The organism is Actinomycetota bacterium (assembly GCA_035765775.1).
Classification (GTDB): domain Bacteria; phylum Actinomycetota; class CADDZG01; order JAHWKV01; family JAOPZY01; genus DASTWV01.
On the sequence record DASTWV010000062.1, the window covers coordinates 50,412 to 74,616 of the forward strand.

The following is a 24,205-nucleotide window of genomic DNA, read 5'->3' on the forward strand; positions in this document are numbered from 1 at the left end:
CCGCGGCCCCCGTCTCGGGCTCCGGCTGTCACACCCCCGCGGCATAATTCCATAGATGGAATCCGCCCAGCTCGGGCTCGCCCTCGACGCCGGCCATCCGGACCGCCCGGACCGACCGGACCTCCTGGCCGGGCTCAACCCCGCCCAGCGGGAGGCGGCCGCCCATGGAGACGGCCCGCTGCTCATCGTGGCCGGGGCGGGGAGCGGCAAGACCGCAGTCCTCACCCGGCGCATCGCCCATCTGGTCCGGGACCGGGACGTCCACCCGTTCGCCATCCTGGCCATCACGTTCACCAACAAGGCCGCCGGGCAGATGCGGGAGCGGGTGGAGGGGCTCATCGGCCCGGTGGTGAAGACGATGTGGGTGGGCACGTTCCACGCCATGTGCGCCCGGCTGCTGCGCCGGGAGGCGCCCCGGCTGGGCTATGCCTCCTCCTTCACGATCTACGACTCGGCGGACTCCGACCGCCTGGTCACCCACATCCTGAAGGAGTCCGCCCTGGGGGCCGGGCGCTTCAAGCCCTCCCAGATCCGCCATCGGATCTCCCGGGCCAAAGACCAGCTCCTGGGCCCGGACGACTGGGAGGCCAGCTCCGAGTGGCAGCTCCAGGTGATGGCGCCGGTGTTCCGGGAGTACCAGCGCCAGCTGGCCCAGGCCAGTGCGATGGACTTCGACGACCTCATCGGCAACGCCGTGCGGGTCCTGCGCATGGACGACGTCCGGACGGTGTACCGCTCCCGCTGGGCGCACGTGCTGGTGGACGAGTTCCAGGACACCAACGCCGCCCAGTTCGAGCTGGTGTCGCTACTCAAGGCGCCGGACGGCAACATCTGCGTCGTCGGGGACATGGACCAGTCCATCTACGCCTTCCGGGGGGCCGACTACCGCAACCTGCTGGCCTTCGAGCAGGCCTTCCCCACGGCCCGCATCATCACGCTGGACCGCAACTACCGCTCCACGCAGAATATCCTCTCGGCCGCCAACGCCCTCATCGAGAACAACCGCCAGCGCAAACCCAAGAACCTGTGGACCGACCTGGGCGCCGGGGACCTGATCGGGCAGTACCTGGCCACCGACGAGCACGATGAGGCCGCTTTTGTGGCGGTCGAGGTGGACCGCCTCCGGGAGACCGAGGGGTACCGCTACCGGGACATGGCGGTTTTCTACCGGACCAATGCCCAGTCCCGGGTCATCGAGGAGGTGTTCACCCGGTTCGGCATCCCGTACCGGGTGCTCGGCGGGCTGCGCTTCTACGAGCGCCGGGAGATCAAGGACATCCTGGCCTACCTGCGGGTGGCGGTGAACACGGCGGACTCGGCCAGCATCCGGCGGGTGATCAACGTGCCCCGCCGGGGGGTGGGGGACAAGACCGTGCAGGCGGTGGACGCCCACGCCACCTTCCAGGGCATCACCCTGTACGAGGCCCTCGAGGACGCCGCCAACGGGGCCATCGAGGGGCTGTCCACCCGGGCCCTGGGGGGCCTGCGGGATTTCCTGGCGGTGATCGGCGAGGTGCGCGACCTGATCCACGAGGGGGCCGGGGCGACCCGGGTGATCGAGGCCGCCTGGGCGCGCAGCGGGTACCTGGCCGAACTGGAGGCCGACCGCTCCATCGAGGCCCTCGGCCGGGTGGAGAACCTCAAGGAGCTGGCCGTCGCCGCCGGGCAGTACGAGCTGACCGTCCCGGAGGCGACCCTGGCCGACTTCCTGGCCTCGGTGAGCCTGGTGAGCGAGCAGGACGAGTACGACGACGAGTCGTCCACTGTGTCGCTGATGACGCTGCACAACGCCAAGGGGCTGGAGTTCCCCGTCGTGTTCATCACCGGGCTCGAGGAGGGCGTCTTCCCGCACATGCGCTCACTCGGCAGCCCCGACGAGCTGGAGGAGGAGCGCCGTCTGGCCTACGTGGGCATCACCCGGGCCAAGGAGCGCCTCTACCTGGTTTACGCCCGGCAGCGCAACCTGTCGGGGCACTTCGGCTACAACACGCCGTCGAAGTTCCTGGGCGAAATCCCGCCCGAGGTGATACGGGTGCTGGGCGACGCAGTGGTGTCGTCCTCCTCCCGCAACCCGCAGTTCCCCGATGTCGTGCGGGCGCAGGCGGGCTGGCGGGTGGGCCAGGCCGTCGAGCACGAGCGCTGGGGGGCCGGCGTCATTACGGCCCTGGCCGGGGCAGGCGCCAAGGCCGAGGCGAGCATCTGGTTCTCCGGGATCGGGGAGAAGCGCCTCCTGTTGGCGTATGCCCCTATCAAGGCGGCAGACTGATCCCCCCGCTCGGTCCGGCCCGGGTACCGCCTGCGCCCAGCGGCGCCCCAACCTTGATTCGACTACCCTAGCGGTCTCGGCAGGGAGGGGCTGGGCAGCCGTGCCAGGAGTGGAGGATCGGATCCGCATCGTTCTGGCCAAGCCGGGGCTAGACGGGCACGACCGGGGGGTGAAGGTGGTCGCCAGGGCGTTGCGGGATGCGGGCATCGAGGTCATCTACACCGGGCTGCACCAAACGCCTGAGCAGATCGCCGAGGCGGCCATTCAGGAGGATGCTGACGCTGTGGGCCTTTCCTGCCTGTCCGGTGCCCACATGGTGCTGTTCCCCCGGGTGGTGGAGCTCCTCAAGGAGAAGGGATTCGGTGACGTGCCGGTGTTCGGCGGAGGCATCATCCCGCGGGAGGACGTCGAGCCGCTCAAGGCGGCGGGGATTGCCGAGATCTTCACCCCGGGGACCAACACCGCCGAAATCATTGCGTGGATCGACCGCACGCTGGGGCCGGACCGGCGCGGCACCTCGCGGGTCAACTGAGTGGACCTCTTGGAGCACCAAGGCAAGGAGCTATTTGCCCGAGCCGGGATCCCCGTCCCGGCGGGCCGCGTGGTGACGTCGCCCGACGAGGCGGCAGAAGCGGCGGAGGTTCTCGGGGGCCGGGTGGCGATCAAGGCCCAGGTTCGCACCGGCGGCCGGGGCAAGGCGGGCGGGGTCAAGGTGGTGTCAGGCGGCCCCGACGCCCGGGCGGCGGCGGGCACGATCCTCGGGATGACGATCGGCTCTGAGGTGGTGGAGCGCCTGCTCATCGAACCCGCCGCCACGATCGAGGCCGAGTACTACACCGCTATCACGTTCGACCGGCGCTCGGGAGGCGCCCTGTTCCTCCTCTCGGCCCGCGGTGGCGTGGAGGTGGAGGCCGGCGGCGAGGCGTCGATGGCTGGGGCCCGCATCGACCCCCTGCTGGGCCTCGCGGACTTCCAGGTGCGCGCCCTGGTGTTCGGCGCCGGGATCGATCCTCGGGCCCGGGGGGGCGCCCTGGCGCTGCTGCCCAAGCTCTACCGGGTGTTCGCCGAGAGCGACGCCACCCTGGTGGAGGTCAACCCCCTGGCGCTGACGCCCGGCGGGCTGGTGGCGCTGGACGCCAAGGTCACCATCGACGACTCGGCGCTCTTCCGCCACCCGGACCTTGCCGCCTACCAGGGGGACCGCCCGGACCGGCAGGAGGCGCTGGCCGCTGAGGCGGGCCTCAACTTCGTCAAGCTGGACGGCGACGTCGGCATCATCGGCAACGGCGCCGGGCTGGTGATGTCCACCCTGGACGTGGTGGCGCAGGCGGGCGGGGCACCGGCCAACTTCCTCGATGTCGGCGGTGGGGCCAGCGCCGAACAACTCGCCCGGGCACTCGGGGTGGTGCTGGCGGGGCCCCCGGGGGCGGTGCATGCCGTGCTGGTCAACATCTTCGGCGGTATCACCCGCTGCGACCTCGTCGCCCGGGGGATCCTCGAGGCGCTGGCCCGCACGCCCACCGAGGTCCCCATCGTGATCCGGCTGGAAGGCACCAACGCCGCCGAGGGGCGGGCCATCCTGGCGGAGGCCAACCACCCCCGGATCCGCACGGCCGCCGGGATGATGGAGGCGGCGGCGGGCGCGGTGCAGGCGGCCCGGGAGCGGGCGGCGGCATGAGGCTCTTCCTGGGTGGGGCAGACGGCCTGGCGCTCTATGAGGACGGCGACGTTACCCGGCTCGACATCGCCGGCGTGCTGTGCCTGGTGCGGGCCGCCGACGGGGACGTCCTGGCCGGGACCCAGTCGGGCACCATCGTGTCGTGGTCGGGCTCGGGCGAGGCCAAGGTACTGGCCAAGGACCTGGGCGAGTCGGTGACCGCGTTGGCGCTGGCCCGCAACGGCCGGCTGCTGGCCGGGTGCCTGCCGGTGGCGGCGTGGCGGGCCAAGGACCTGGGCGAATCGTGGACCGAGTTCCGGAGCCTGGCGACGAGCCCGGGCGCAGAGACCTGGTGGGGCGCCCCCGAGCGCGATGGTGCCCAGGCCGGCAAGCTCCCGGCCTCGGTCAGCGCCGTCGGGGCGCATCACAAAGACGCCAAGACGCTCTACGTCGGGATCAACATCGGCGGTGTGTACCGCTCCCGGGACGGGGGCAAGAGCTGGTTCAACCTCGGCATCCCCAGCGCCGACGTCCACTCGATCCAGCTCTCCACCGCCCGCCCGGAGAGGGTGTACATCACCACCGGGGGTTGCCAGCCCACCGGGTGCGGGGCCTTCTGCTCGGACGACGAGGGGATCTCCTGGCGGGCGATGGGGGAGGCGAACCGGCGGCAGTACACCATGGGCCTCGCCGCCCATCCCACGGAGCCCGACCGGGTGATCATCTCGGCCACCGGGGGCCCGCCGGGGACCTGGAAGGCGCACGCCCACTGCGACGTCTACCTGTCCACCGATGCCGGCCGGCGCTTCCGGACCGTCGTCAAGGACCTCAAGGGGGCGGTGCGCCGCCGGGCGCTGGTGATCAACCCCCGGGTGCCCTCCGAGGCGGCCTTCGGCACCACCACCGGCGAGCTGTGGTACTCCAACGACGGCGGCGAGTCCTTCGACCGGGTGGCTGAGGGCCTGGACGACCTGGCGAGCGTCGCCTTCGCCTGAGCGGCGCCACCCGCCACCCCACCGATGCCCATCTTCGCCGACCGCTCCACCCAGGTCCTCGTCCAGGGCCTGACCGGCCGGGAGGGGTCCTTCCACGCCCTGCGCAACCGGGCCTACGGGACCTCGGTGGTGGCCGGGGTGACGCCGGGCAAGGGGGGCAGTGCCGTGGAGGGGATCCCGGTCTTCGACACCGTGGCCGAGGCGGTCGCCGCCACCCGGGCCGGCGCCTCCGTGATCTTCGTGCCCGCCCGGGGGGCCGCCGACGCCATCCTGGAGGCGGCCGACGCCGGGGTGACGCTCATCGTGTGCATCACCGAGGGCATCCCCATCGCCGACACCGCCCGGGTGCGCGCCCAGCTCCGCCGGAGTACCGGCGTGCGGCTCATCGGACCCAACTGCCCGGGGCTCATCACCCCCGGCCAGACCAACCTGGGCATCATCCCGGGCGAGATCTGCACCCCCGGCCCGGTGGGCCTCGTCTCCCGCTCGGGCACCCTCACGTACCAGATCGTCCACGAGCTCACCGCGATCGGCATCGGGCAGTCCACCTGCGTGGGCATCGGCGGCGACCCGGTACCCGGCACCAGCTTCATCGACTGCCTGAGCGCCTTCGAGGCCGACCCCGAGACCCGGGCGGTGGTGCTGATCGGTGAGATCGGCGGCGACGAGGAGGAGCGGGCGGCGGCGTTCATCGCCGGGGGCATGCGCACCCCGGTGGTGGCCTACATCGCCGGCTTCACCGCCCCACCCGGCAAGCGGATGGGCCACGCCGGGGCGCTGATCTCCGGGTCGGGGGCGGGGTCGAAGGGCACCGCCCAGACCAAGGCGGAGGCCTTCCGGGCTGCCGGCGTGCCGGTGGCCACCGATCCCCACGAGGTGGCCGGCCTGGTCGCGCGGGCGCTCGGATAGGGCTCGGGGAGGACCCGCCGTAGGCTTCGGAATCACCCGCCCTGAAGCGCAAACCGGCTATCCTCACGGTCCAGTGACGACCGCCCTCGCCATCCTCGCCTCGGGTTCGGGCACCAACGCCCGGGCCCTCCTCGACGCAGCCGACCAGGGAGCCCTCGGCGACGCCGCCATCGCGGTGGTGGTGAGCGATCGGAGGGACTGCGGCGCCCTGGCAGCCGCAGCCGCCCACGGGATCCAGACCCTCTTGGTGGACCCGGCCGCCACGCCCGGCCGGCAGGCGTACAGCGCCGCCCTGCTGGCGGAGCTTCAGGGCCGCGGGGTGGACCTGGTGTGCCTGGCGGGGTTCATGCGGGTTCTCTCGGCCGGATTCATCGCGGCCTTCCCCGGGCGGGTGCTGAACATCCACCCTGCCCTGCTGCCGGCCTTCCCGGGCGCCCACGCGGTGGCCGACGCGCTGGCCTGGGGGGTCAAGGTGACCGGCACCACCGTGCACTTCGCCGACGAGGCGGTGGACCACGGGCCGATCATCGCCCAGGAGGCGGTGCCGGTGCGGGAGGGCGACGACGAGGCTTCCCTGCACGAGCGCATCAAGGCGGTGGAGCACCGCCTCTACCCCGAGGTCGTGCGCCTGGTGGTGGAGGGCCGCACCCGGATCGCCGGGCGGCGGGTGCTCATCGACGGCGTCCCGGCTGGCCTGTGGGGGGCGGCGTGAGGATCCGGCGGGCGCTCATCTCGGTCAGCGACAAGACCGGCCTCGACACCTTCGCCGCCGGGCTGGCCGCGATGGGGGTGACCATCGTCTCCACCGGGCGCACCGCCCACCACCTCAGCCGGGCGGGCGTGCCCGTGACCCCGGTGGCCGACGTGACCGGCGTGCCCGAGCTGCTGGAAGGCCGGGTGAAGACGCTGCACCCGCACATCCACGCCGGCATCCTGGCCGACCGGCGCAAGCCCCAGCATCTTGCCCAGCTCAAGGCGATGAACGTCCCCCTGATCGACCTGGTGGTCTGCAACCTGTACCCCTTCCGGGAGACGGTGGCCGCCGGGGCAGCGGAGGACTCGGTCCTGGAGCAGATCGACATCGGGGGCCCGGCCATGGTCCGGGCGGCGGCGAAGAACTATCACGGCGTCGCGGTGATCGTGAACCCGGACCGCTACCCCACCGTCCTGGCGGAGATGCAGGCCTCCCGGGGCTCACTTGCCGAGGAGACCCTGGTGGCGCTGGCCGCCGAGGCGTTCTCCCACACCGCCGAGTACGACTTCGCCGTGGCCAGTTGGCTGAGCGGCCACAGCACCCTGCCCGACATCCTGCACCTGGCCCTGAAGAAGCAGTTCGGGCTGCGCTACGGCGAGAACCCGCACCAGAACGGGGCCTTCTACTCCGCCGGCGACCCCGGCTGGGTCCGGCTCCAGGGCAAGGACCTGTCCTACACCAACCTGCTGGACCTGGATGCCGCCTGGCGGCTGGTCACCGAGTTCGAGCGGCCGGCGGTGGCGATCGTCAAGCACACCAATGCCTGCGGCTGTGCGCTGGGGAGCGGCGTGGAGGACGCCTACCGGCGGGCCCTGGAGGCGGACCGGCGCTCGGCGTTCGGCGGCATCGTGGCCGCCAACCGGGAGGTGGACGGCCCCACCGCCGGGCGAATCACCGAGATCATGACCGAGATTGTCATCGCCCCCTCGTTCACGCCCGAGGCGCTGGCCACCTTCGCCGAGCGCAAGAACCTGCGGGTGGTGCACACCCGCAAGCCGCCCGCCCGGGGCGCCGCCGAGTTGCGTACCACCGCGGGCGGCGTGCTGGTGCAGGACCTCGACACCTCGATCGAGGCCCGGGGGGCCATGAAGGTGGCGGGGCGGGTGCAGCCCGCCGAGGAGGACTGGGACGACCTGATCTTCGCCTGGACGGTGTGCAAGCACCTGAAGTCCAACGCCGTCGCCCTGGCCAACCGGGGCCAGCTGGTGGGGATGGGGGCAGGCCAGACCAGCCGGGTGGAGGCGGTCGAGATGGCCGCCCGCCGGGCCGGGGAGCGGACCATCGGCGCGGTGTGCGCCTCGGACGGCTTCTTCCCGTTCCGGGACAACGTGGACGCCGCCGCGGCCGCCGGGGTGCGGGCGATCATCGAACCGGGCGGGTCGGTGCGCGACGCCGAGGTGATCGCCGCCGCCGACGAGCACGGCATCCCCATCGTCCTGACCGGCGTGCGCCACTTCCGCCACTAGGCCGCCACCAACCCTGCCCGCCGGAGCCGCTGCGCCGTGACCGCCGCCCTGATCGACGGCAAGGCGACCGCCGCCGCGGTCCGCCAGGAGCTGGCCGGCAAGGTGGCCGCCCTGGCCTCGGACGGGATCGTGCCCGGCTTGGCCGCGGTGCTGGTGGGCGAGGACCCGGCGTCGGCGGTCTACGTCGCCGGCAAGGAGCGCGACGCCACGGCAGTGGGCATGGCCTCCTTCGTCCACCGCCTGCCCGCCGGGACCGTGCAGGCGGAGCTCCTGGACCTGCTGGCCCGCCTGAACGCCGACCCGGCGGTGCACGGCATCATCGTGCAGATGCCGCTGCCCGGCCATCTGGACACCGCGGCCGCCCAGGAGGCGGTGGACCCGGCCAAGGACGTGGACGGGCTGCACCCGGACAATGCCGGGCTGCTGGCGCTGGGGCGGCCGCGGTTCATCCCGTGCACGCCTCTCGGGATCCTGGTGCTGCTGGAGCGCGCCGGGGTGCAGGTGTCGGGGGCGCACGCGGTCGTGGTGGGCCGTTCGGCCCTGGTGGGCCGTCCCATTGCCACCCTGCTGTCCGCCAAGGGCTTCCCCACCCTCTTCACCGAGGGCCGGGCGCACAACGCCACCGTCACGCTGTGCCACACCGGCACCCGGGACCTGGCCGGCTTCACCCGCAGCGCCGACATCCTGGTGGCGGCATCGGGGGTTGCCGGCGGCATTACCGGCGCGATGTTGCGCCCGGGGGTGACGGTCATCGACGTCGGCATCACCCGCACAGCCAGCGGCGCACTGGTGGGTGACGTGGACTTCGCATCGGCGTCGGAAGTGGCGGGCAAGATCACACCCGTGCCCGGCGGTGTGGGCCCGATGACGAGGGCGATGTTGTTGGCCAACACGGTGCAAGCCGCGGCGAAATCCCCTGTCCTTTGATGCGCCGTCTTCCTGGTATATCATGGCCTCCGGCGGCCCAGAGACGGCCCGAGAAAGGACATGACATGGGTGTCATCCTGAAGGAAGAATACGTGTGCGATTACTGCGGCAAGACCATTTCGGGGGGAGACGTCCTCGTCGGGAAGCTCGCCGTCCGCAAGCAGGGAGCCCGTGGCCTCGGCCGTGAGTTCGGCCTCGCTTTTCATGGCGCCTGTTCCGCCAAGCTGATCGCCCACGCATCGCCGGTCACGCGGCCGCGCCGCTCCCGCACTGCCTCGGCGTAACCGCCGGCTTCGCACCACGACCTGCCGTCTGCGGGCACAGTAAGCTCACGCCATGCCCCACCGTGTAACGCTGATCCCGGGTGACGGGACCGGCCCGGAGATCTCCGCGGCCACCCGGCGCGTCCTGGAGGCCACCGGCGTCGCCTTCGACTGGGATATCCAGCAGGCAGGCGAGGCGACGATGGCGGAGCACGGCACGCCGCTGCCCGACCAGGTGCTGGCTTCCATCCGCACCAACCGGGTGGCCATCAAAGGACCCATCACCACGCCGGTCGGGCACGGATTTCGCAGCGTCAACGTCGCGCTTCGCAAGGAATTGGACCTCTATGCCTGCCTCCGGCCGTGCAAGACATACCCCGGGGTACGGTCGCGCTATGAGCACATCGATCTCGTCATTGTCCGAGAAAATCACGAAGACCTCTATGCCGGAATCGAGTTTCAGGAAGGCTCAGATGCCGCCCTCAAGTTGATCGACGTGCTCGGCGATCTGTCGGGGCGCACCATCGCCCGGGACTCCGGCATTTCCATCAAGCCCATCTCCATCACCGGCAGCCGGCGCATCGTGCGGTTCGCCTTCGAATACGCCCGCCGATACGGCCGCCGCAAGGTGACCGCGGTGCACAAGTCCAACATCATGAAGTTCTCCGACGGTCTCTTCCTGAGCGTCGCCCGGGAAGTGGCTGAGGACTATCCGGACGTCGCCTTCGAGGACCGCATCGTCGACAACTGCGCCCAGCAGCTGGTGATGCGGCCGGAGGAGTACGACGTGCTGGTCCTGCCCAACCTCTACGGCGACATCATCAGCGACCTGGGCGCCGGGCTGGTGGGCGGCCTGGGCGTGGCGCCGGGGGCCAACTTCGGCGACCAGGTGGCCGTGTTCGAGCCCACCCACGGCTCCGCCCCCAAATACGCCGGGTTGAACCGGGTGAACCCCATGGCGATGATGCTCTCCGGCGTCCTCATGCTGCGCCACCTCGGCGAGGAGAACGCCGCCGGCCGGCTGGAGGCGGCCATCGCCTCGGTGGTGGCCAAGGGCGAGTCGGTGACCGCCGACCTGAAGCCCAGCCGGAACGACCCCACGGCGGTGGGCACGGCCCAGGTGGCCGACGCGGTCATCGCGGCGCTGGACTAACTAGCGGCGGCCTGGACTAGGCACGGCCTGGGCGGGGTAGTCTGGCGCCCGTCATGGCCAAGGTCACCGTTGTCGGCGCAGGCTTCGTCGGGTCCACCACGGCACTCCGCATCCTCCAGCGCGGCCTGGCGGACGTCTGCCTGATCGACATCGTCGAGGGCCTGCCCCAGGGCCTCGCCCTGGACCTGGCCCAGTCGGCCCCCGTCGAGCGCTTCGAGGTGTCGATCGTGGGCACCAACGACTACGCCGACACCGCCGGCTCCCATGTTGTGGTCATCACCGCCGGCTTCCCCCGGGGGCCGGGGATGAGCCGGATGGACCTGCTGGCCAAAAACGCAGCCGTGGTGTCTGAGGTGACCAGGCGGGTCGCCGAGCAGTCGCCCGGCGCCGCGCTGATCGTGGTCACCAACCCCCTCGATGAGATGACCTTCCTGGCGTCGGAGGTCTCCGGGTTCCCCAAGTCCCGGGTGATGGGGATGGCGGGGATCCTGGACTCGGCCCGGCTCGCCGCCTTCATTGCCGCCCAGCTCAAGGTGTCGCCGCTGTCGGTGGACGCCATGACGCTGGGCTCGCACGGCGAGCAGATGGTGCCGCTGGCCCGCCAGGCGACAGTCGATGGCCGGCCGCTCACCGAGCTGGCCGACGCCGCCACCCTGGACGCCCTGTTCAAGCGCACGATGAACGCCGGTGCCGAGATCGTCGGCCTGCTGAAGAAGGGGAGCGCCTACTTCGCCCCGTCCTCGGCGGTGGCGCAGATGGCCAACGCCATCCTGGGCGACACCAAGCAGGTGCTGCCGGTCTCCGCCTGGGTGAGCGGCGAGTACGGCGTCACCGACACCTACCTGGGCGTGCCCGCCCGCCTGGGGCGCAAGGGTGTGGAGGAGATCGTGACCCTGGACCTGTCCCCCTCCGAGCTCGACGCCGTGCGGGCGGCAGCGGCAGCCATCAAAGCCCGGTGCGCCGACCTGGGGAGCGTGTAGGGGGTTACTCCCCGCCTCGGCTGTGCTCGACTCTGGATCCCTTTTACGGATCATAGGTGAAGTTTGCACCCAGACTCGCACATCAATGGGCATGCGTTTCCATGGCCTCTTCCAGACCGACACTTCTGCATCGCAGATGATATGAAGTAGGTGGCCGAGCACAGAGGAGAAGGCCGTCGTGGTCCTGAGAAGACCGCCGAAGCCAGAGGAAAGTGCATCGAACGGTAGAGCCCGCCGGCGGCTCCTCCTGCTCTTGGTGGTAGTGGCTTTGCCCGTCTTTATTGTGTTGCTTACCCGGATTCGTCCCTAAGGTCTTGAGTTCTTCGTTCGAACATTCTGAAGGAGAGATGTCTTGCCCGTGCCATAGCATGCGATTGTCGCATCGCTATTGGATCCTAGGGCGACCAAGACGGCTTGCTCCGACGCACTAACGTCGTCAATGGAAATCACTTCTCCGTCGGCCGTTCTGCTCGCGCCGGAAGCATGAGCGGCTCTGCACAGAGGGTCAGATCCGAAGTCCGCACCTCCTGAGAAAGACACTGTTGCGGTCACTCCGGGAGCCAGATCCAGCTGCAGGGCCTCAGCTGCCGAGACGTGAACCGGCACGAACCGTTTTGGGCGGGCTCTCCATGGCAACTACATCGCCCACAGTCAGAATGGTATTTGCTTTTATGGAGCGGATCGAGATTAGCGGCGCTCCCACAAGACTGATAGGAAGTGGTGAGCTAGGCAGGCGCCGGTCGTACCGACGCTGTACGAAAGATACTTTGAACCCTGAGTAGGCGGGCACGTCATCTCTTGTAACCATGTATTCCGCATGGCGGCTGTAAACGAGCGCAAGCCCGAGGATCCAGATGCAGAAACAAGCTATCCCAAACGTGACGCGAAGGCGGGGCCGCCAGCGACTTTGGCCATCAGGCGGAGATGATTGCTCCTTGGACAGGCTCGCGCTTTCCCAAGCGGAGTCGACCGAATGGCTAGGCCATATTCCTGCGCTGATCGCAACGACATACGATACCCACCGTAGCAGACGGATGCCCCGCCCCACAGCGCACCGGAGAAGAGCAGCGGGTGACCTGCCCAGGCCGCGGCGAGGGAGCAGAGGGCTACAACCAGGCCCCACGCAGCGATCATAAGCGGGAGTTGATATTGGCTAATGAGTGTCTATCTGTGCCAATATGCCTTCCGGCATGACCATTGTCCCAGAACACTATGCTGTTCACGCCGTATCTGTGTTCGGGGTAATTCTCCGCGGCATTCAGGATGTTGCCAAGCGAAGTCGGCAGAACCCGCGGGTTCTGTGTATCGAAGGCCATATCGAATTGGAACTCAAAGAATGGGATCTTCGGGTATTTCTTAGCCTGGTCGTGCAATTGTTGACGCCGACGCTCCCGTGAGACTACACCCGGCACCCGGGCACCCTTACTCCCCTCGTGCGCAATCCATCGGGTCCAAAAATTCCTTAGAAGACCCCCTTCGAAAATCTGCAGGATGAACGTCGCCTGACCTAGGACGAGTGACGCTACCAACCACACTATCGCTAGCGACCCCGCGCCGACCAGGCAAAGCCCATTGATACGTGGCGTCCCCACCCGACGGGCGTATGTGGTCGCTGTTGCCGCCGGCTGAGCGACAGGAGCGAGCATCTCAGGCTTAAGGTGCGGGTGGGGGAGGACATGGGACTTACTACAAGCTATGGGGCCCGGATCAAAGAGGTCGAACACCGGAAACAGTATTGGACCACGGGTCGTGGCGCCTGCGGACATACCGTCCAGAGGAGACGGCACCTCGCACGCCAGTGGCGGCGACACGATAGGCATCGGGCTTGCGCCACACAGGCATGGGGCGGCTGGCGGGGGTCTGCCAGATGGATTCCGCCAAATGGCGTGCGTGCGCCTACAACCGGATGATGCGGGCCCCCGCTCCTTCGGGCAGCGACACGTGCGCCAGGGCGTTGCGGGTGTCCAGGATCAGCGGCGCGTGCCGTGCGACATGGTCCCAGTCGTACGCCGAATGGTTGGTCACCACCAGCACCAGATCGGCGTAGGCCAGGCGCCCCTCGTCCAGCACTACGGTCTCCATGCGGGTGTCGCCGACCGTGATCGAGGCGATGTGGGGGTCGTGGAAGCTCACCGCGGAGCCGGCCTTGCGCAGCCGGGCGATGATGTCCAGGGCCGGGGATTCCCGCATGTCGGAGACGTCGGGCTTGTAGGCCACGCCCAGAACCAGCACCTTCGACCCGCGCAGGGCCTTGCCGTCGGTGTTCAGGGCGTCGCCCACCCGCTCCACCACGTAGGCCGGCATCCGGTGGTTGATGTCCCGGGACAGCTCCACGAAGTGGGCGGTCTTGCCCAGCTGGCGCACCCGCCAGGACAGGTAGGCCGGGTCCACCGGGATGCAGTGCCCACCCCAGCCCGGTCCCGGGTAGAAGGCCTGGAACCCGAAGGGCTTGGAGGCGGCGGCGTCGATGACCTCCCAGACGTCGATGCCGAGATCGTGGCTCAGCATGGCGATCTCGTTCACCAGTGCGATGTTCACATGGCGGTAGGTGTTCTCCAGCAACTTCGCCATCTCCGCGGTCTTGGGGGACGAGACCTTGACGATGCTGTGCACGAACCCGGAGTAGAACGCCGCCATCAGCTCGGTCGATGCCGCGTCGATGCCCCCGACGATCTTCGGCACGTTGGCCAGCTGGTAGGTCGGGTTGCCCGGGTCGATGCGCTCGGGGGAGAAGCCCAGGGCGAAGTCCTCGCCCGCCTGCAGGCCGCCTTTCTCGAGGATCGCCCGCAGGAACTCCTCGGTGGTTCCCGGGTAGGTGGTGGACTCCAGGATGACCAGGGTCCCGGGGCGCAGGCCGGCCCCCACCACGGTGGCGGCCTCCTCGATGTAGGACATGTCGGGTAGCTCGTTGCGCAGCGGCGTGGGGACGCAGATCACGCTGACATCGGCCTCGCCCAGGGCGGCGGGGTCGGTGGTGGCCCGGAACTTCCCGGCCTGGACCTGGGCGGCCACCTCCTCGCCGGTCACGTCCAGCACGTAGGACTCGCCCCGCGAGAGTTGCTGGACGCGGGCGGCCTCGGTGTCGAACCCGATCACGGTGAACCCCGCCACCGCGGCCCCGATGGCCACCGGGAGCCCCACGTAGCCGAGGCCCACCACGGCCACGGTGGCGCTGCGGTCGGTGAGGCGGCGCAGCAGGGCGTCGGTGTCCATGGCTTGTGCGACCAGACTACCGGTTACCGCCCCGGTTACCGCTCCGGGTTACCGCCCGGTGCCCTCCTGGAGCCGGTCGATGCGCTGCTCGGCGTAGGGATGGCTGCGCCCCTGCCACCAGGGGGCGGCGACGTCCACCATCTGCCAGTCGGCCAGGGCCTCGATGAGGGCGGGGGCCTGGCCCACCGAGGCGGCGAAGCGGTCGGCGGCGTACTCCCGGCTGCGCCGGTACGGGATCCAGGCGGGGCGCAGCAGGGCGGGCAGGAGGCCTCCGGACACCGCCAGCAGGCACACCCCTGCGATGCGGGCGGGCAGCCGGACCAGGGCGCCCAGCGGGCCGCGGCCGGCGCCCCCGCCCGGCTGGCGGACCGGCCCGGGCAGTGCCCGCCCGATATTGGCCCGGGGCACCCCGGCCCCGGTGCCCAGGAGGGCGAGTCCCAGGCGGGCGATGGAGCGGATCGGCAGCCACCAGGCGGCCAGGGCGATGCGGCCGTCGCCGGCCCGCAGATGCCCGGCCTCGTGGGCGACCACGGCGTCCAGGTGGGGGCTGGCGAACAGGCCCCGGGTGACGAACAGCGTGGCGCCCAGGACCCAGGCGTTCTCGTCCGGGCTGTCCACCACCAGGACCGGGCCGGTCGGTAGCCATGCCCGGGAGCGCTCCAGCTCGGCGCGCTCGCGCTCGGAGGGCTGCCGGGCGCCCAGGGCCGCCCGGTACAGCGGCCCGGCGGGGATGGGCAGCGCCACCGCCGCCAGCGAGCGCACCAGCGGTCCGGCCGCGGCCAGCGCGGCCAGGGCATCGGTCCACACCCCCAGCGGGGCGAAAAGGCCCAGGACCACGGAGGCCAGCACCAGGCGGAGGAGGGCCGAGGGGATGTCGAGGAGCAGCGAGACAAGGAGGAGGGCCCACCCGCCTCCCGACGCCCGGCGGATCACAGGCCGGGCACGGTGGGAGGCGGCGAGGGGATGAAGGTGGCCGGCGCCCGGGGGGCGGCCCCCGGCGGCGGGGGTGGCGGAGAACCCCCCTCGGCCGGCGCTGCCGGGGCGCCCGGTGGCGGGGGTCCCGGTGGCGGGGGTCCTTGTGCACTGTCCCCCACGTCCACCATCGCCACCTGCACCCGGGCCGCCCGCCCGCCGGCGATCACCACCGCTTCGCCCACCGGGAGCTGGCGCACGTCGTTGGGCCGCACCCGCCAGTCGTCCTTGCGCCGCACGGCCCCCTGGCGCCCGACCTCCGGGCCGGTGCCGGCGTCCAGGTAGCGGGTGTGGTCCACCCGGGACACCGTGCCCGCCCGGGCGATCAGCGGTTCGGGCTCGGCGCACCGATGCAGGATCAGGGTCTCGGCGGCATCGAGGATGCGGTCCCCCGCCACCCCCAGCCCGGCGTAGCCCTGCGAGGACACCATCACCGCCGCCCCGAAGGAGCGCAGCCGCTCGAACAGGTGGGCGGCGTCGGTGGTGGACTCCAGGGCGGAGAACTCGTCCACCACCAGCAGCACGGGGGTGCCCGGCGGCTTGCGCACGCCGGCGTAGTGGGCGAAGTCCTCGAGGAAGAAGCGGCCCAGCCGGGCGGCCTCGGCTTTCAGGGCGAGGCCCTCCAGGAGCACGTAGCACGCCCGGGTGTCCTCGAAGGCCCAGCCGCCGTCCAGGCCACCCCCCAGCGAGGCGAAGAAAGCCCGGTACCGGTTGGCGACACCGGCCACGTCCCGTTCGGCCAGCTCCTCGATCTCGGCGGCCTGTGGGCGGCGCCGGTAGGCCGCGCGGAGCATCGGCTTGCTCAGGCGGCCCAGCAGATCCCCGGACGAGCCGGGCACGCCCCCGGGGGAGGTGATGGCCAGGTGGAGGACGCGCAGCGCCATCTCCCGGTAGTAGGGCTCGCTGAAGTCGGAGACCTCCATGAGGCGGTTGAGCAGCGCCCGGTCCCCACCCCGCCAGCCGTCGTAGGGCTGGGCCGGGAAGGTGCGCAGCGCGGGGGGCGGCACGCCCGCCGCCGCCATCGCCCGGGCGAAGCGCGCCTGGGTGGCGGCGTCCCCCTTGGCGTCCAGGAAGACCACCTGCCAGCCGTACACCCGGGCTGCCAGGTAGGCCACCCGCAGCAGCGTCTCGGTCTTGCCCGAGCCCGCCGAACCCACCACGACGCCGTGGCGGGCCAGGTCCGCCGCCGGGTAGGCCAGCCACAGGCGGTCGGTGCGCCGCGCCCACTCGGTGAGGTCCCCCGAGGTCATCGCGCCCAGGATGGCGTCGCCCCCGACCACCTCCGGCGCCGTGGTCAACGCCGGGCCGGGCTCGGGCGGCCGGGCCGGCCGCTTGGGTGTCACAGGTCCTCCAGGGCGTAGATCCGCACGAGGTCGCCCAGCTGCGGGGGCACGGTGCAGGCGGCATCGTGGACTGCGGCCCAGCAATCGGCTGAGGCGAAGTACCAGATCGCCTCGTAGTGGGCCACCAGCGCCTGCATGGCCCGGCGCCGGGCGGTGATGGACTTGGGCGACAGCTCCACCTCGATGGCGATGACGTTGCCCCCGGCGTCCAGCAGCTCGCCGTCCGGGATGGGCGAGGCGTCGGCCAGCCGGCGGTCCGGGCGGGTGGCGCGCAGCTCCCGCTCCGGGCGCCAGCGGGCTCCCGGCCGGCGGGGCTCGATGAATAGCCGCACCCGGTTGACCGCACCCATGTGGCGCACGGTCCACGCCTTCGGTTCCCAGGGGCCGAAGGGCAACTCGGCGGCCCGAAGCCCCTTGGTGGTGAGCCACACCCACTCCGGCTCGCCCACCAGCAGGCGGGCCCGCCCGGCCAGCGAGAGGCCCACCCAGCGCCCGACCACCGCCCGGGTGGCGGAGAGTGACAGGGGTTCCCGCCCGCCGATGCGGCCCAGCACCTCGGCGAACTGGTCCAGCCGGCAGGTGTACTGCTCGCCCACCCAGCGCAATGCCTGCGCATCCCGGGGGGTCAGCCGGAGGGGCGGGTCCATGGCAGAACTACTGGCGGGGCTCCCACGTGAAGAAGCGGGCGGCGACGAGCAGCGCGCCCACGCCCCACGCCGCCACGATGAGCAGGTCCGTGCCCTGGAATCCCGAGCCGGTCTGGAAGGGGTTGAAGGCGTGCTGCATGGCCCAGCTGAAGTGGTAGATCGGGAAGATCTTGGCCACGGTCGTCAGCCACTTGGGGGCGTTCTGCAGCGGGATGAAGATGTCGGAGATGAACAGCAGCGGGAAGATCACGGCGTTGACCACCGCCGGAGCGGCGTCGGCATTGGGGACGGCGGCGGTGATGGCCAGGCCCATGGCGCAGAACGACAGGGCGCCGACGAGCAGGCTGACCAGGAACGCCGGCCAGGTGTGGTGCGGCAGGCTGACGCCGTAGAAGAGCCTGCCGAACACGATGATGATGGCCACCAGCAGCAGCGACATCAGCCCGGAGTGCAGGATCTTGGCGCTCAGGAAGGCCAGCGGGGGCATCGGCGTGCCCCGCTTGCGTTTCAGCACGCCCTGCTCCCGGGCGAAGGTCACGTTCATGGCCAGGTTGGTGAACGTGGCCGTGATCACCGAGAAGGCGGCAATCGCGGGCACGTAGAACGTCGATGTGTTCACCCGGTGGCCGAAATAGCTGATCTTGCCGTGTCCGAACAGCAGGTTGAACAGCACCAGGAACAGCAGCGGGAAGGCGAACGTGAAGAAGGCGGCAGGCGGGTTGCGCCAGAAGGACTTGTTCTCGTAGCGCACCTGGCGCAGCAGCATGGCGGTGTCGTTCATTCCTTGGTCACCGCCCCGTCGGTGAGCTGCAGGTAGACCTCCTCCAGGGATGGCTTCGCCACCGCCAGTTCGGATAGCTCCACGCCGCTGCCGATCGCCCAACCGGTCAGCTCATGCACCGCCCGCATGGCATCGAGGGTCTCGATCTGGTGTGACCCGTCACTGGCGGGCACCGAGCCGAAGGCCGGAGGTGGCGCCGGCGCCCCAGGCGGCAGGGTGAAGGTGATCCGGGTCATCACCGGGCCGGACCCCGCCAAGGTCCTCGGCGGCCCCTCGGCGACGATCCTGCCCGCCACGAGGATCGCCGCCCGGTCGGCCAGCTCCTGAGCCTCGTCCATGTAGTGCGTGGTCAGCATCACCGTCTTGCCCAGGGCGGCGAGGTTCTTCACCAGCCCCCAGGCGTTGCGCCGGGCCGAGGGGTCGAAGCCGGTGGTGGGCTCGTCCAGGAAGAGCACCTCCGGGTCGCCCGCCAGGCCCAGGGCGACGTCTAGGCGCCGGCGCTGCCCGCCGGAGAGCTTGTTGACCCGGGAGGCGCGCTTCTCCTGGAGCCCGACCAGCTCGAGGATCTCCTCGGTGGGTCGGGGCCTCGGGTAGTAGGAGCGGTAGAGCGTGACCGCCTCCTCGACCGTGAGGAAGGGCTCGATGCCGGTCTCCTGCAGCACGATGCCGATGCGCTCCTTCAGCGCCCGCTGGCGGCGGGCGGGGTCGTAGCCCAGGACCCGGATCTCACCGGCGTCGGCGGTGCGGTAGCCCTCCAGGATCTCCACGGTGGTGGTCTTGCCGGCACCGTTGGGGCCCAGCATGGCGAAGACCTCGCCCCGGGCCACCTCGAGATCGATGCCGCGCACGGCCTCGACCGATCCGTAGGACTTCTTCAGGCCTTTGACGCTGATGGCCGGCGACCCGTTTGCCGCCGGGTGGCCTCGTGCGTGGCCGTTTGGATGGCCCATTTGCCGGGAGCATACTCGACGGGTCCCGCCGCCCTGGTGTCGAGGGCCTGCTGTGGACCCCGCCTCGTGACCGCCCAGGATCGGTCGCTCGCCCTCCGGCCGTCGTCGGCGGGGGCGGCGGCCCGCACGCATTCCGGCGGCGGGCCGGTCCGGGCCGGGAGGATCGGCGGCGCGTACAACGCGGCCTGGGCCAGCTCCCGGCAAAGGTTCTGGGGACTATTTGCCGTCATTTTGGCGGAAAAAGGTCCCCAGAACTCCACGGCCCGTGGCGTAACGGGCACCCCGAACGCGGTCGAGCCCAGCGCCATGACGGCGCCGGGCTCGGCAAGCACCGGGCTGGCCGGCGGGACGGTTCCCAGGGCCTGTCCCGCCGGCCGCTCCGGGCCGGCCACCCGCCCCGACGGGGCTCCGGGCGGGTGGCACCTCTGTCGAACTGCGGGTCGAACTGCGGGTGGGTTACAGGTGCCCGCCGCTGAAGGCGTGCATGATCCCGATCACGGCCGGGCCGGCCACGATCAGCATCAGGGCCGGGAAGATCCCCAGCAACAGGGGGAACAGCAGGGTGACCGGGGTCTTGGCCCCCTGCTCCCGGGCCCGCTGCCGGCGCAGGGCACGCATCTCGGCGGCCTGGCTGCGCAGCACCAGGGTGAGCGGCGTCCCCAGGGCGTCCGCCTGGGTGATGATCAGGGCGAAGGTGGACAGCTCGTCAACCTCCGTCCGCTCCCGCAGGTTGCCGAACGCCTCCCGGCGGGAGACGCCCAGGGCCAGCTCCTGCAGCAGCCGGTGGAACTCATCGCCCAGCGGGCCGGGCAGGCGCTGGATGACCAGCTCGATGGCGGCCTCGAGGCCCATGCCGGCGCCGACCGCGATGGCCAGCAGGTCCAGGGTTTCGGGCAGCGTCTTGCGGATCTTGGCCTGCCGGTCCTCCGCCTGGTGGGCAATGATGATGTCCGGGACCATGAAGCCGAAGATCCCGCCCAGCAGGCCCCACAGCAGGAGCTTGCCCAGGTGGACGCCCAGCAGCGCCATGACCGCTGGTACGCCGAGGGCCATCAGCACCCCGGCGGCGGCCTTCATCGCCAGGATGCCCTCGACGCCGATCCCGCCCAGGCCGGCCAGGGCGATGTTGCGCCGCAGCCGGGTGACCATGGTGGTCGGGGTTACCGCCCGCGCACCCTTGGCGAACGACTCCCAGGCCGGGCCCAGCATCCGCTGGGCCAGGGGCTGGCTGAGTTCTGCTTCCCGGCTGTCAAGGCCTTCGCCGACGATGGTCTGCAGGGCCATTGAGCTCGTGCGGTGCGCCAGTGACCGCGTGAGCGCTCCCATGGCCACGACGCCGAGTCCTGCCCCGACAACTGCCGGGCCCATCCATTCGATCGCGCTCATGGCTCTACACCTCCACCTTCTTGACAATGCGGTACATCCACCACGAGCCGATCACCATGCCGGTGGCGGCGACGCCGAGCATGTACATGCCCGCGTGGGTCTGGTACAGCGGGGCAACGTAGTCCCGGCGGAACACCAGGAGGTAGGCGCCGATGAGGATCGGCAGGCCGGTGAGGATCTTGCCGGACAGCCGGGCCTCGGCGGACAGCGCCCGCACTTCGGCCCGCACCTCCACCCGGGCCCGCATGAATTCGGCCAGGGTCCGGAAGGTGTCCGAGAGCGAACCACCGGAGGTGTACTGGATGCGGATGGCCTCGACGGTCCAGTCGAGGTCCTGCGACCCGCAGCGGTCCGCCATGGCCCGCAGCGAGTCCAGCAGCGGCCGGCCCACCTGGGTTTCGGCCACCACCCGGACGAACTCCTCCGCCAGGGGGGCGTCGCCCTCCTGGGCGACGATCTCGATGGCGTGCAGCAGCGATGCCCCGGAGTCCAGGGACCCGGCCAGGATCTGGAGCACGGTCGGGAGCTGGTTCTCCAGCGCGATGCGGCGGGTGCGGCCCCGGCGCAGCGCCCAGGCGTAGGCGAGGACCGGGAGGACGAGCAGCGCCGCAATGCCCAGGAGCCCGTTGTGGAACAGCAGGTAGGTGATGATGCCGCCCACGATGCCGCCCGAGGCGGCGACGATGCCGAACTCACCCGGGCGGACCTTGATGCCGGCGCTGGTGAGCGCCATCTGCAGCTTGGTGGTGGTGACCGATCCCTTCATGATGCGATCGGTCAGGGCCCCGGCCTTCTCCATCAGCTGGACCATGGCCTGGGGGGATTGGGTGGGGTCGGCCCGCTCGAGGTCCAGCAGGCGGCTCAGTGCCACCCGCTTGGAGGCCTCCCGCGAGGCGTACCCGAAGGCCGCCGCCAGCACGCCGGCCGCGATGAGGAGTGCCGCGAGGAAGGCGATCACCGGCCACCACCCCTCCGGCGGGCCAGGTTGGCCAGGATCTCAGCGCGGGAGTCGATGGGCTCGGCGTTCGGTGCGACCGGGGTCAGGCCCCAGCCGTCCGGCCGGGGTGCCGCCACCGGGGTCAGCCCGCCGGGCTGGAACAGCTTGGGCGGCAGGTCGAGGCCTGCCTCCCGGATCCGGTCGATGATCTTCGGCCGCAGGCCGGTGGCCTGCAGGCGGCCGGCCACCCGGGACGACTCCTTGCCACCCTGCGAGAAGCTGAAGTGGAAGACGTCCTGGATGGTGATGATGTCGCTCTCCATGCCCTGCACCTCCGTGATGGCGGTGCAGCGCCGGGAGCCGTCGCCGAAGCGGTCCAGGTGCACGATGATGTCGAGGGCCGAGGCGATCTGCGTGCGGATTGCCCGCAGCGGCAGGTCAAAGCCGGCCATGAGCACCAGGGTCTCCAGGCGGCTCAGGGCATCCCGGGGGGAGTTGCAGTGCAGCGTGGTCAACGAACCCTCGTGACCGGTGTTCATGGCCTGGAGCATGTCCAGCGCCTCGGCGCCCCGGACCTCGCCGACGATGATGCGGTCGGGGCGCATCCGCAGGGCATTGCGGAGGAGGTCGCGGATCCTGACCTCGCCGGCGCCTTCGATGTTGGCCGGGCGGGCCTCCAGCGACACGCAGTGCGGCTGGCCGAGCCGGAGCTCGGCGGCGTCCTCGATCGTGATGATGCGCTCGTCGGGGGGGATGAACGACGAGATCACGTTCAGGATGGTGGTTTTTCCGGTGCCGGTACCGCCGGACACCAGGATGTTCAGCTTCGCCCGCACGCAGGCCTCGAGGAACACCGCGGTGTCCACGGTCAGCGAGCCGAAGGCGATGAGGTCCTTGACCTCGAACGCCTTCTCCGGGAAGCGCCGGATGGTGAGCACCGGGCCGTGCACGGCCACCGGGGGGATGACCGCGTTGACGCGGGACCCGTCGGGGAGGCGGGCGTCGACCATGGGCGAGGCCTCATCGATGCGCCGGCCCACCCGGGCGACGATCTTCTCGATCACCTGGCGGAACTGGCCCTCGTCGATGAAGCTGGCGTTGGTCTGCTCGATCTTGCCCCTGCGCTCGACGTAGATCTCGTCGGTCGCATTGCACATGATTTCGGTGACTTCCCCGTCGGCCAGCAGCGGCTCCAGCGGCCCGTAGCCGAGGAGGTCGGCGGCGACCTCCCGGACGAACTGGGCCCGCTTGGACGACGGCAGGGACACCTCGGCCACCCGCAGGGCCTCGTCGAGGTTGCTGGAGACCAGCGAGGACAGCTCCTCGGTCTTCAGGCGGGCGGACAGCTTCGGTCCGAGCTGATCCAGGAGGACTTCCCGGACCCGGCGCTTCATCTGGCCCCACTCGTTCGCCTCCTTGGTGGCAGGCGGCTTCGTGGTCTTGGCGCGGGCGGGCTTTCCGATGGTGCGAGCGGCCTCCTGCTCCGCTCGTTCGGCACGCTCTGACAGGCTCATCTCCTGGGCTCCTTCCAGCTTGTGCTACGCAGGTCAGTGGGGCGCTGATCGGTGGGGCGGGTCCGCGGCGGCCCGAACGAGGTGGCACCGCCCCCGCGGTTGGCGTTGAAGACGATCTTCTGTGGAGCTGCGGCCTTGTCGGCCGGGGCCGCCGGTGTGGGGCGCTGCCCGCCCAGGGGCGAGGACAGTCCGGGACCGGTGTAGTTCCCCAGCTGCGCCGGGGGTGGCGGCAGGGGCCGCTGGGCCGGCGTGTAGGCGGGCTCCTGGGCGGGTGGGTGGGCGAAGGAGACCGGGATCTGCGGCGGCGCCGGGGGGGCGACCGCCTTGTGCCCGAAGAAGCCTCGCAGCCGGTCCATCCACTTCGGGTGCTTGTCGTATGCGGAGCCGTTGTATGCCGGGTATCCCGGGGGTGCCCCGACCGGGACGGCCGGGCCACCGGTGGGGGGCATCAGGACCCCCGTCCGGCTGGGTGGGTAGGGCGTGGACGGGACGGGCCTCGCGGGTGTCACCGGGACCGCCACGGGGGCAGCCGTCGGGGACGAGGCGAGGAGCTCGGCCAGGTCGTAGCCGGTCATGCCGCCTGTGTGGAGCGGCTCGAGCGACGTCGGGGCCAGCCGGGGTTCACTGGCCGGGCCCAACGGTTCGGGCCTGCCGGCCGCGGCGCGTGCTGCTGCCGCGGGCGCCTGCGTCGGCGCGGCGGCCGGGGTGGGGATGCGGGGGAGGAGCGCCGGGTAGGCCGGCCCGTTGACCACCGGGACCTGCGGCACCGGCACGGGGACCGCCGCCGCAGGGGCGTGACGGTCCTTGCGCCAGCTGGTCCAGCCCGGCCGGGCGGTCGGGCGGGCCATCCAGCCCGGGTTGCGGATCTCGTTGCCGGGCACCAACTTGGCACCCGCCTCCAGGATCTTCTGCGAGATCTCCGCCCGTGGGTCCACCATCAGGACCGGCTTGCCCACATTCAGCGAGCGGGAGACCTCCTTGGAGTAAGGCAGGACGGCGGCGAAGCCCCGGGGGTAGACCCGGAGCAGCTCGTCGAGGTCGATGCCGTTGTCCGGCTCCGCCTTGTTCAGCACGCAGGACACGTCCTCGGCG

Annotated in this window: 21 protein-coding genes; 11 read left to right on the top strand and 10 right to left on the bottom strand. The window is 70.9% G+C overall.

The genetic code is table 11. The features are described 5' to 3' along the window. Window positions 1-55: 55 nt before the first annotated feature. The 11 genes from VFW71_16900 to mdh all read left to right on the top strand — a co-directional run bounded on the left by VFW71_16900 (window position 56) and on the right by mdh (window position 11,370). Window positions 56-2,266, top strand: a complete 2,211-nt coding sequence (locus tag VFW71_16900; GenBank protein ID HEU5004439.1) for a UvrD-helicase domain-containing protein — start codon at window positions 56-58, stop codon at window positions 2,264-2,266. 109 nt (window positions 2,267-2,375) lie between these two features. Further along, entirely contained in the window at window positions 2,376-2,798 is a 423-nt protein-coding gene (locus VFW71_16905; protein ID HEU5004440.1) for a cobalamin B12-binding domain-containing protein, read from the top strand. Beyond that, window positions 2,799-3,944, top strand: a complete 1,146-nt coding sequence (gene sucC / locus VFW71_16910; protein HEU5004441.1) for an ADP-forming succinate--CoA ligase subunit beta — start codon at window positions 2,799-2,801, stop codon at window positions 3,942-3,944. Continuing rightward, the gene (locus VFW71_16915; protein HEU5004442.1) at window positions 3,941-4,918 is read left to right on the top strand and encodes a hypothetical protein; all 978 of its coding nucleotides are present in this window, start codon (window positions 3,941-3,943) and stop codon (window positions 4,916-4,918) included. Before sucC ends, VFW71_16915 begins: the two co-directional genes overlap by 4 nt. A gap of 24 nt (window positions 4,919-4,942) precedes the next feature. Then, complete coding sequence (sucD, locus tag VFW71_16920) at window positions 4,943-5,827, top strand: succinate--CoA ligase subunit alpha (protein HEU5004443.1); 885 nt, start codon at window positions 4,943-4,945, stop codon at window positions 5,825-5,827. 73 nt (window positions 5,828-5,900) lie between these two features. Beyond that, entirely contained in the window at window positions 5,901-6,539 is a 639-nt protein-coding gene (gene purN, locus VFW71_16925) for a phosphoribosylglycinamide formyltransferase (GenBank protein HEU5004444.1), read from the top strand. Then, window positions 6,536-8,047, top strand: a complete 1,512-nt coding sequence (gene purH / locus VFW71_16930; GenBank protein HEU5004445.1) for a bifunctional phosphoribosylaminoimidazolecarboxamide formyltransferase/IMP cyclohydrolase — start codon at window positions 6,536-6,538, stop codon at window positions 8,045-8,047. The genes purN and purH overlap by 4 nt, the downstream gene beginning before the upstream one ends. 36 nt (window positions 8,048-8,083) lie before the next feature. Beyond that, a complete protein-coding gene (locus tag VFW71_16935; GenBank protein HEU5004446.1) occupies window positions 8,084-8,974 on the top strand; it encodes a bifunctional 5,10-methylenetetrahydrofolate dehydrogenase/5,10-methenyltetrahydrofolate cyclohydrolase in 891 nt (296 codons plus the stop codon). Between the two features lie 65 nt (window positions 8,975-9,039). Beyond that, window positions 9,040-9,258 (top strand): hypothetical protein, encoded by a 219-nt coding sequence (locus VFW71_16940; protein HEU5004447.1) that lies wholly within the window; start codon window positions 9,040-9,042, stop codon window positions 9,256-9,258. A 52-nt stretch (window positions 9,259-9,310) separates the two neighbouring features. After that, the gene (locus VFW71_16945; GenBank protein ID HEU5004448.1) at window positions 9,311-10,390 is read left to right on the top strand and encodes an isocitrate/isopropylmalate dehydrogenase family protein; all 1,080 of its coding nucleotides are present in this window, start codon (window positions 9,311-9,313) and stop codon (window positions 10,388-10,390) included. Window positions 10,391-10,443: 53 nt separating this feature from the next. Next, window positions 10,444-11,370: a malate dehydrogenase gene (mdh, locus tag VFW71_16950; protein ID HEU5004449.1), complete on the top strand. Its 927-nt coding sequence runs from the start codon at window positions 10,444-10,446 to the stop codon at window positions 11,368-11,370. A gap of 1,896 nt (window positions 11,371-13,266) precedes the next feature. Here mdh and VFW71_16955 read toward each other — a convergent pair. From VFW71_16955 to VFW71_17000, 10 genes are all read right to left on the bottom strand, one after another. After that, window positions 13,267-14,583, bottom strand: a complete 1,317-nt coding sequence (locus VFW71_16955; protein ID HEU5004450.1) for a nucleotide sugar dehydrogenase — start codon at window positions 14,581-14,583, stop codon at window positions 13,267-13,269. Window positions 14,584-14,631: 48 nt separating this feature from the next. Continuing rightward, window positions 14,632-15,516, bottom strand: coding sequence for a M48 family metalloprotease (locus VFW71_16960; protein ID HEU5004451.1), 885 nt, complete (start codon window positions 15,514-15,516; stop codon window positions 14,632-14,634). Further along, window positions 15,513-16,898 (bottom strand): hypothetical protein, encoded by a 1,386-nt coding sequence (locus tag VFW71_16965; protein HEU5004452.1) that lies wholly within the window; start codon window positions 16,896-16,898, stop codon window positions 15,513-15,515. The genes VFW71_16960 and VFW71_16965 overlap by 4 nt, the downstream gene beginning before the upstream one ends. Further along, window positions 16,895-17,545: a hypothetical protein gene (locus tag VFW71_16970; protein ID HEU5004453.1), complete on the bottom strand. Its 651-nt coding sequence runs from the start codon at window positions 17,543-17,545 to the stop codon at window positions 16,895-16,897. Before VFW71_16970 ends, VFW71_16965 begins: the two co-directional genes overlap by 4 nt. A gap of 7 nt (window positions 17,546-17,552) precedes the next feature. Continuing rightward, on the bottom strand, window positions 17,553-18,326 hold the full coding sequence (locus VFW71_16975; protein ID HEU5004454.1) for an ABC transporter permease: 774 nt from the start codon (window positions 18,324-18,326) through the stop codon (window positions 17,553-17,555). Beyond that, entirely contained in the window at window positions 18,323-19,276 is a 954-nt protein-coding gene (locus VFW71_16980) for an ABC transporter ATP-binding protein (protein HEU5004455.1), read from the bottom strand. Before VFW71_16980 ends, VFW71_16975 begins: the two co-directional genes overlap by 4 nt. A gap of 456 nt (window positions 19,277-19,732) precedes the next feature. After that, the gene (locus VFW71_16985) at window positions 19,733-20,662 is read right to left on the bottom strand and encodes a type II secretion system F family protein (GenBank protein HEU5004456.1); all 930 of its coding nucleotides are present in this window, start codon (window positions 20,660-20,662) and stop codon (window positions 19,733-19,735) included. Window positions 20,663-20,666: 4 nt separating this feature from the next. Then, entirely contained in the window at window positions 20,667-21,620 is a 954-nt protein-coding gene (locus VFW71_16990) for a type II secretion system F family protein (GenBank protein HEU5004457.1), read from the bottom strand. Then, a complete protein-coding gene (locus VFW71_16995; GenBank protein ID HEU5004458.1) occupies window positions 21,617-23,113 on the bottom strand; it encodes a CpaF family protein in 1,497 nt (498 codons plus the stop codon). Before VFW71_16995 ends, VFW71_16990 begins: the two co-directional genes overlap by 4 nt. Beyond that, window positions 23,110-24,205 (bottom strand): hypothetical protein (locus tag VFW71_17000; GenBank protein HEU5004459.1); only part of this gene is annotated, 1,096 nt, incomplete at its 5' end. The genes VFW71_17000 and VFW71_16995, both read right to left, overlap by 4 nt.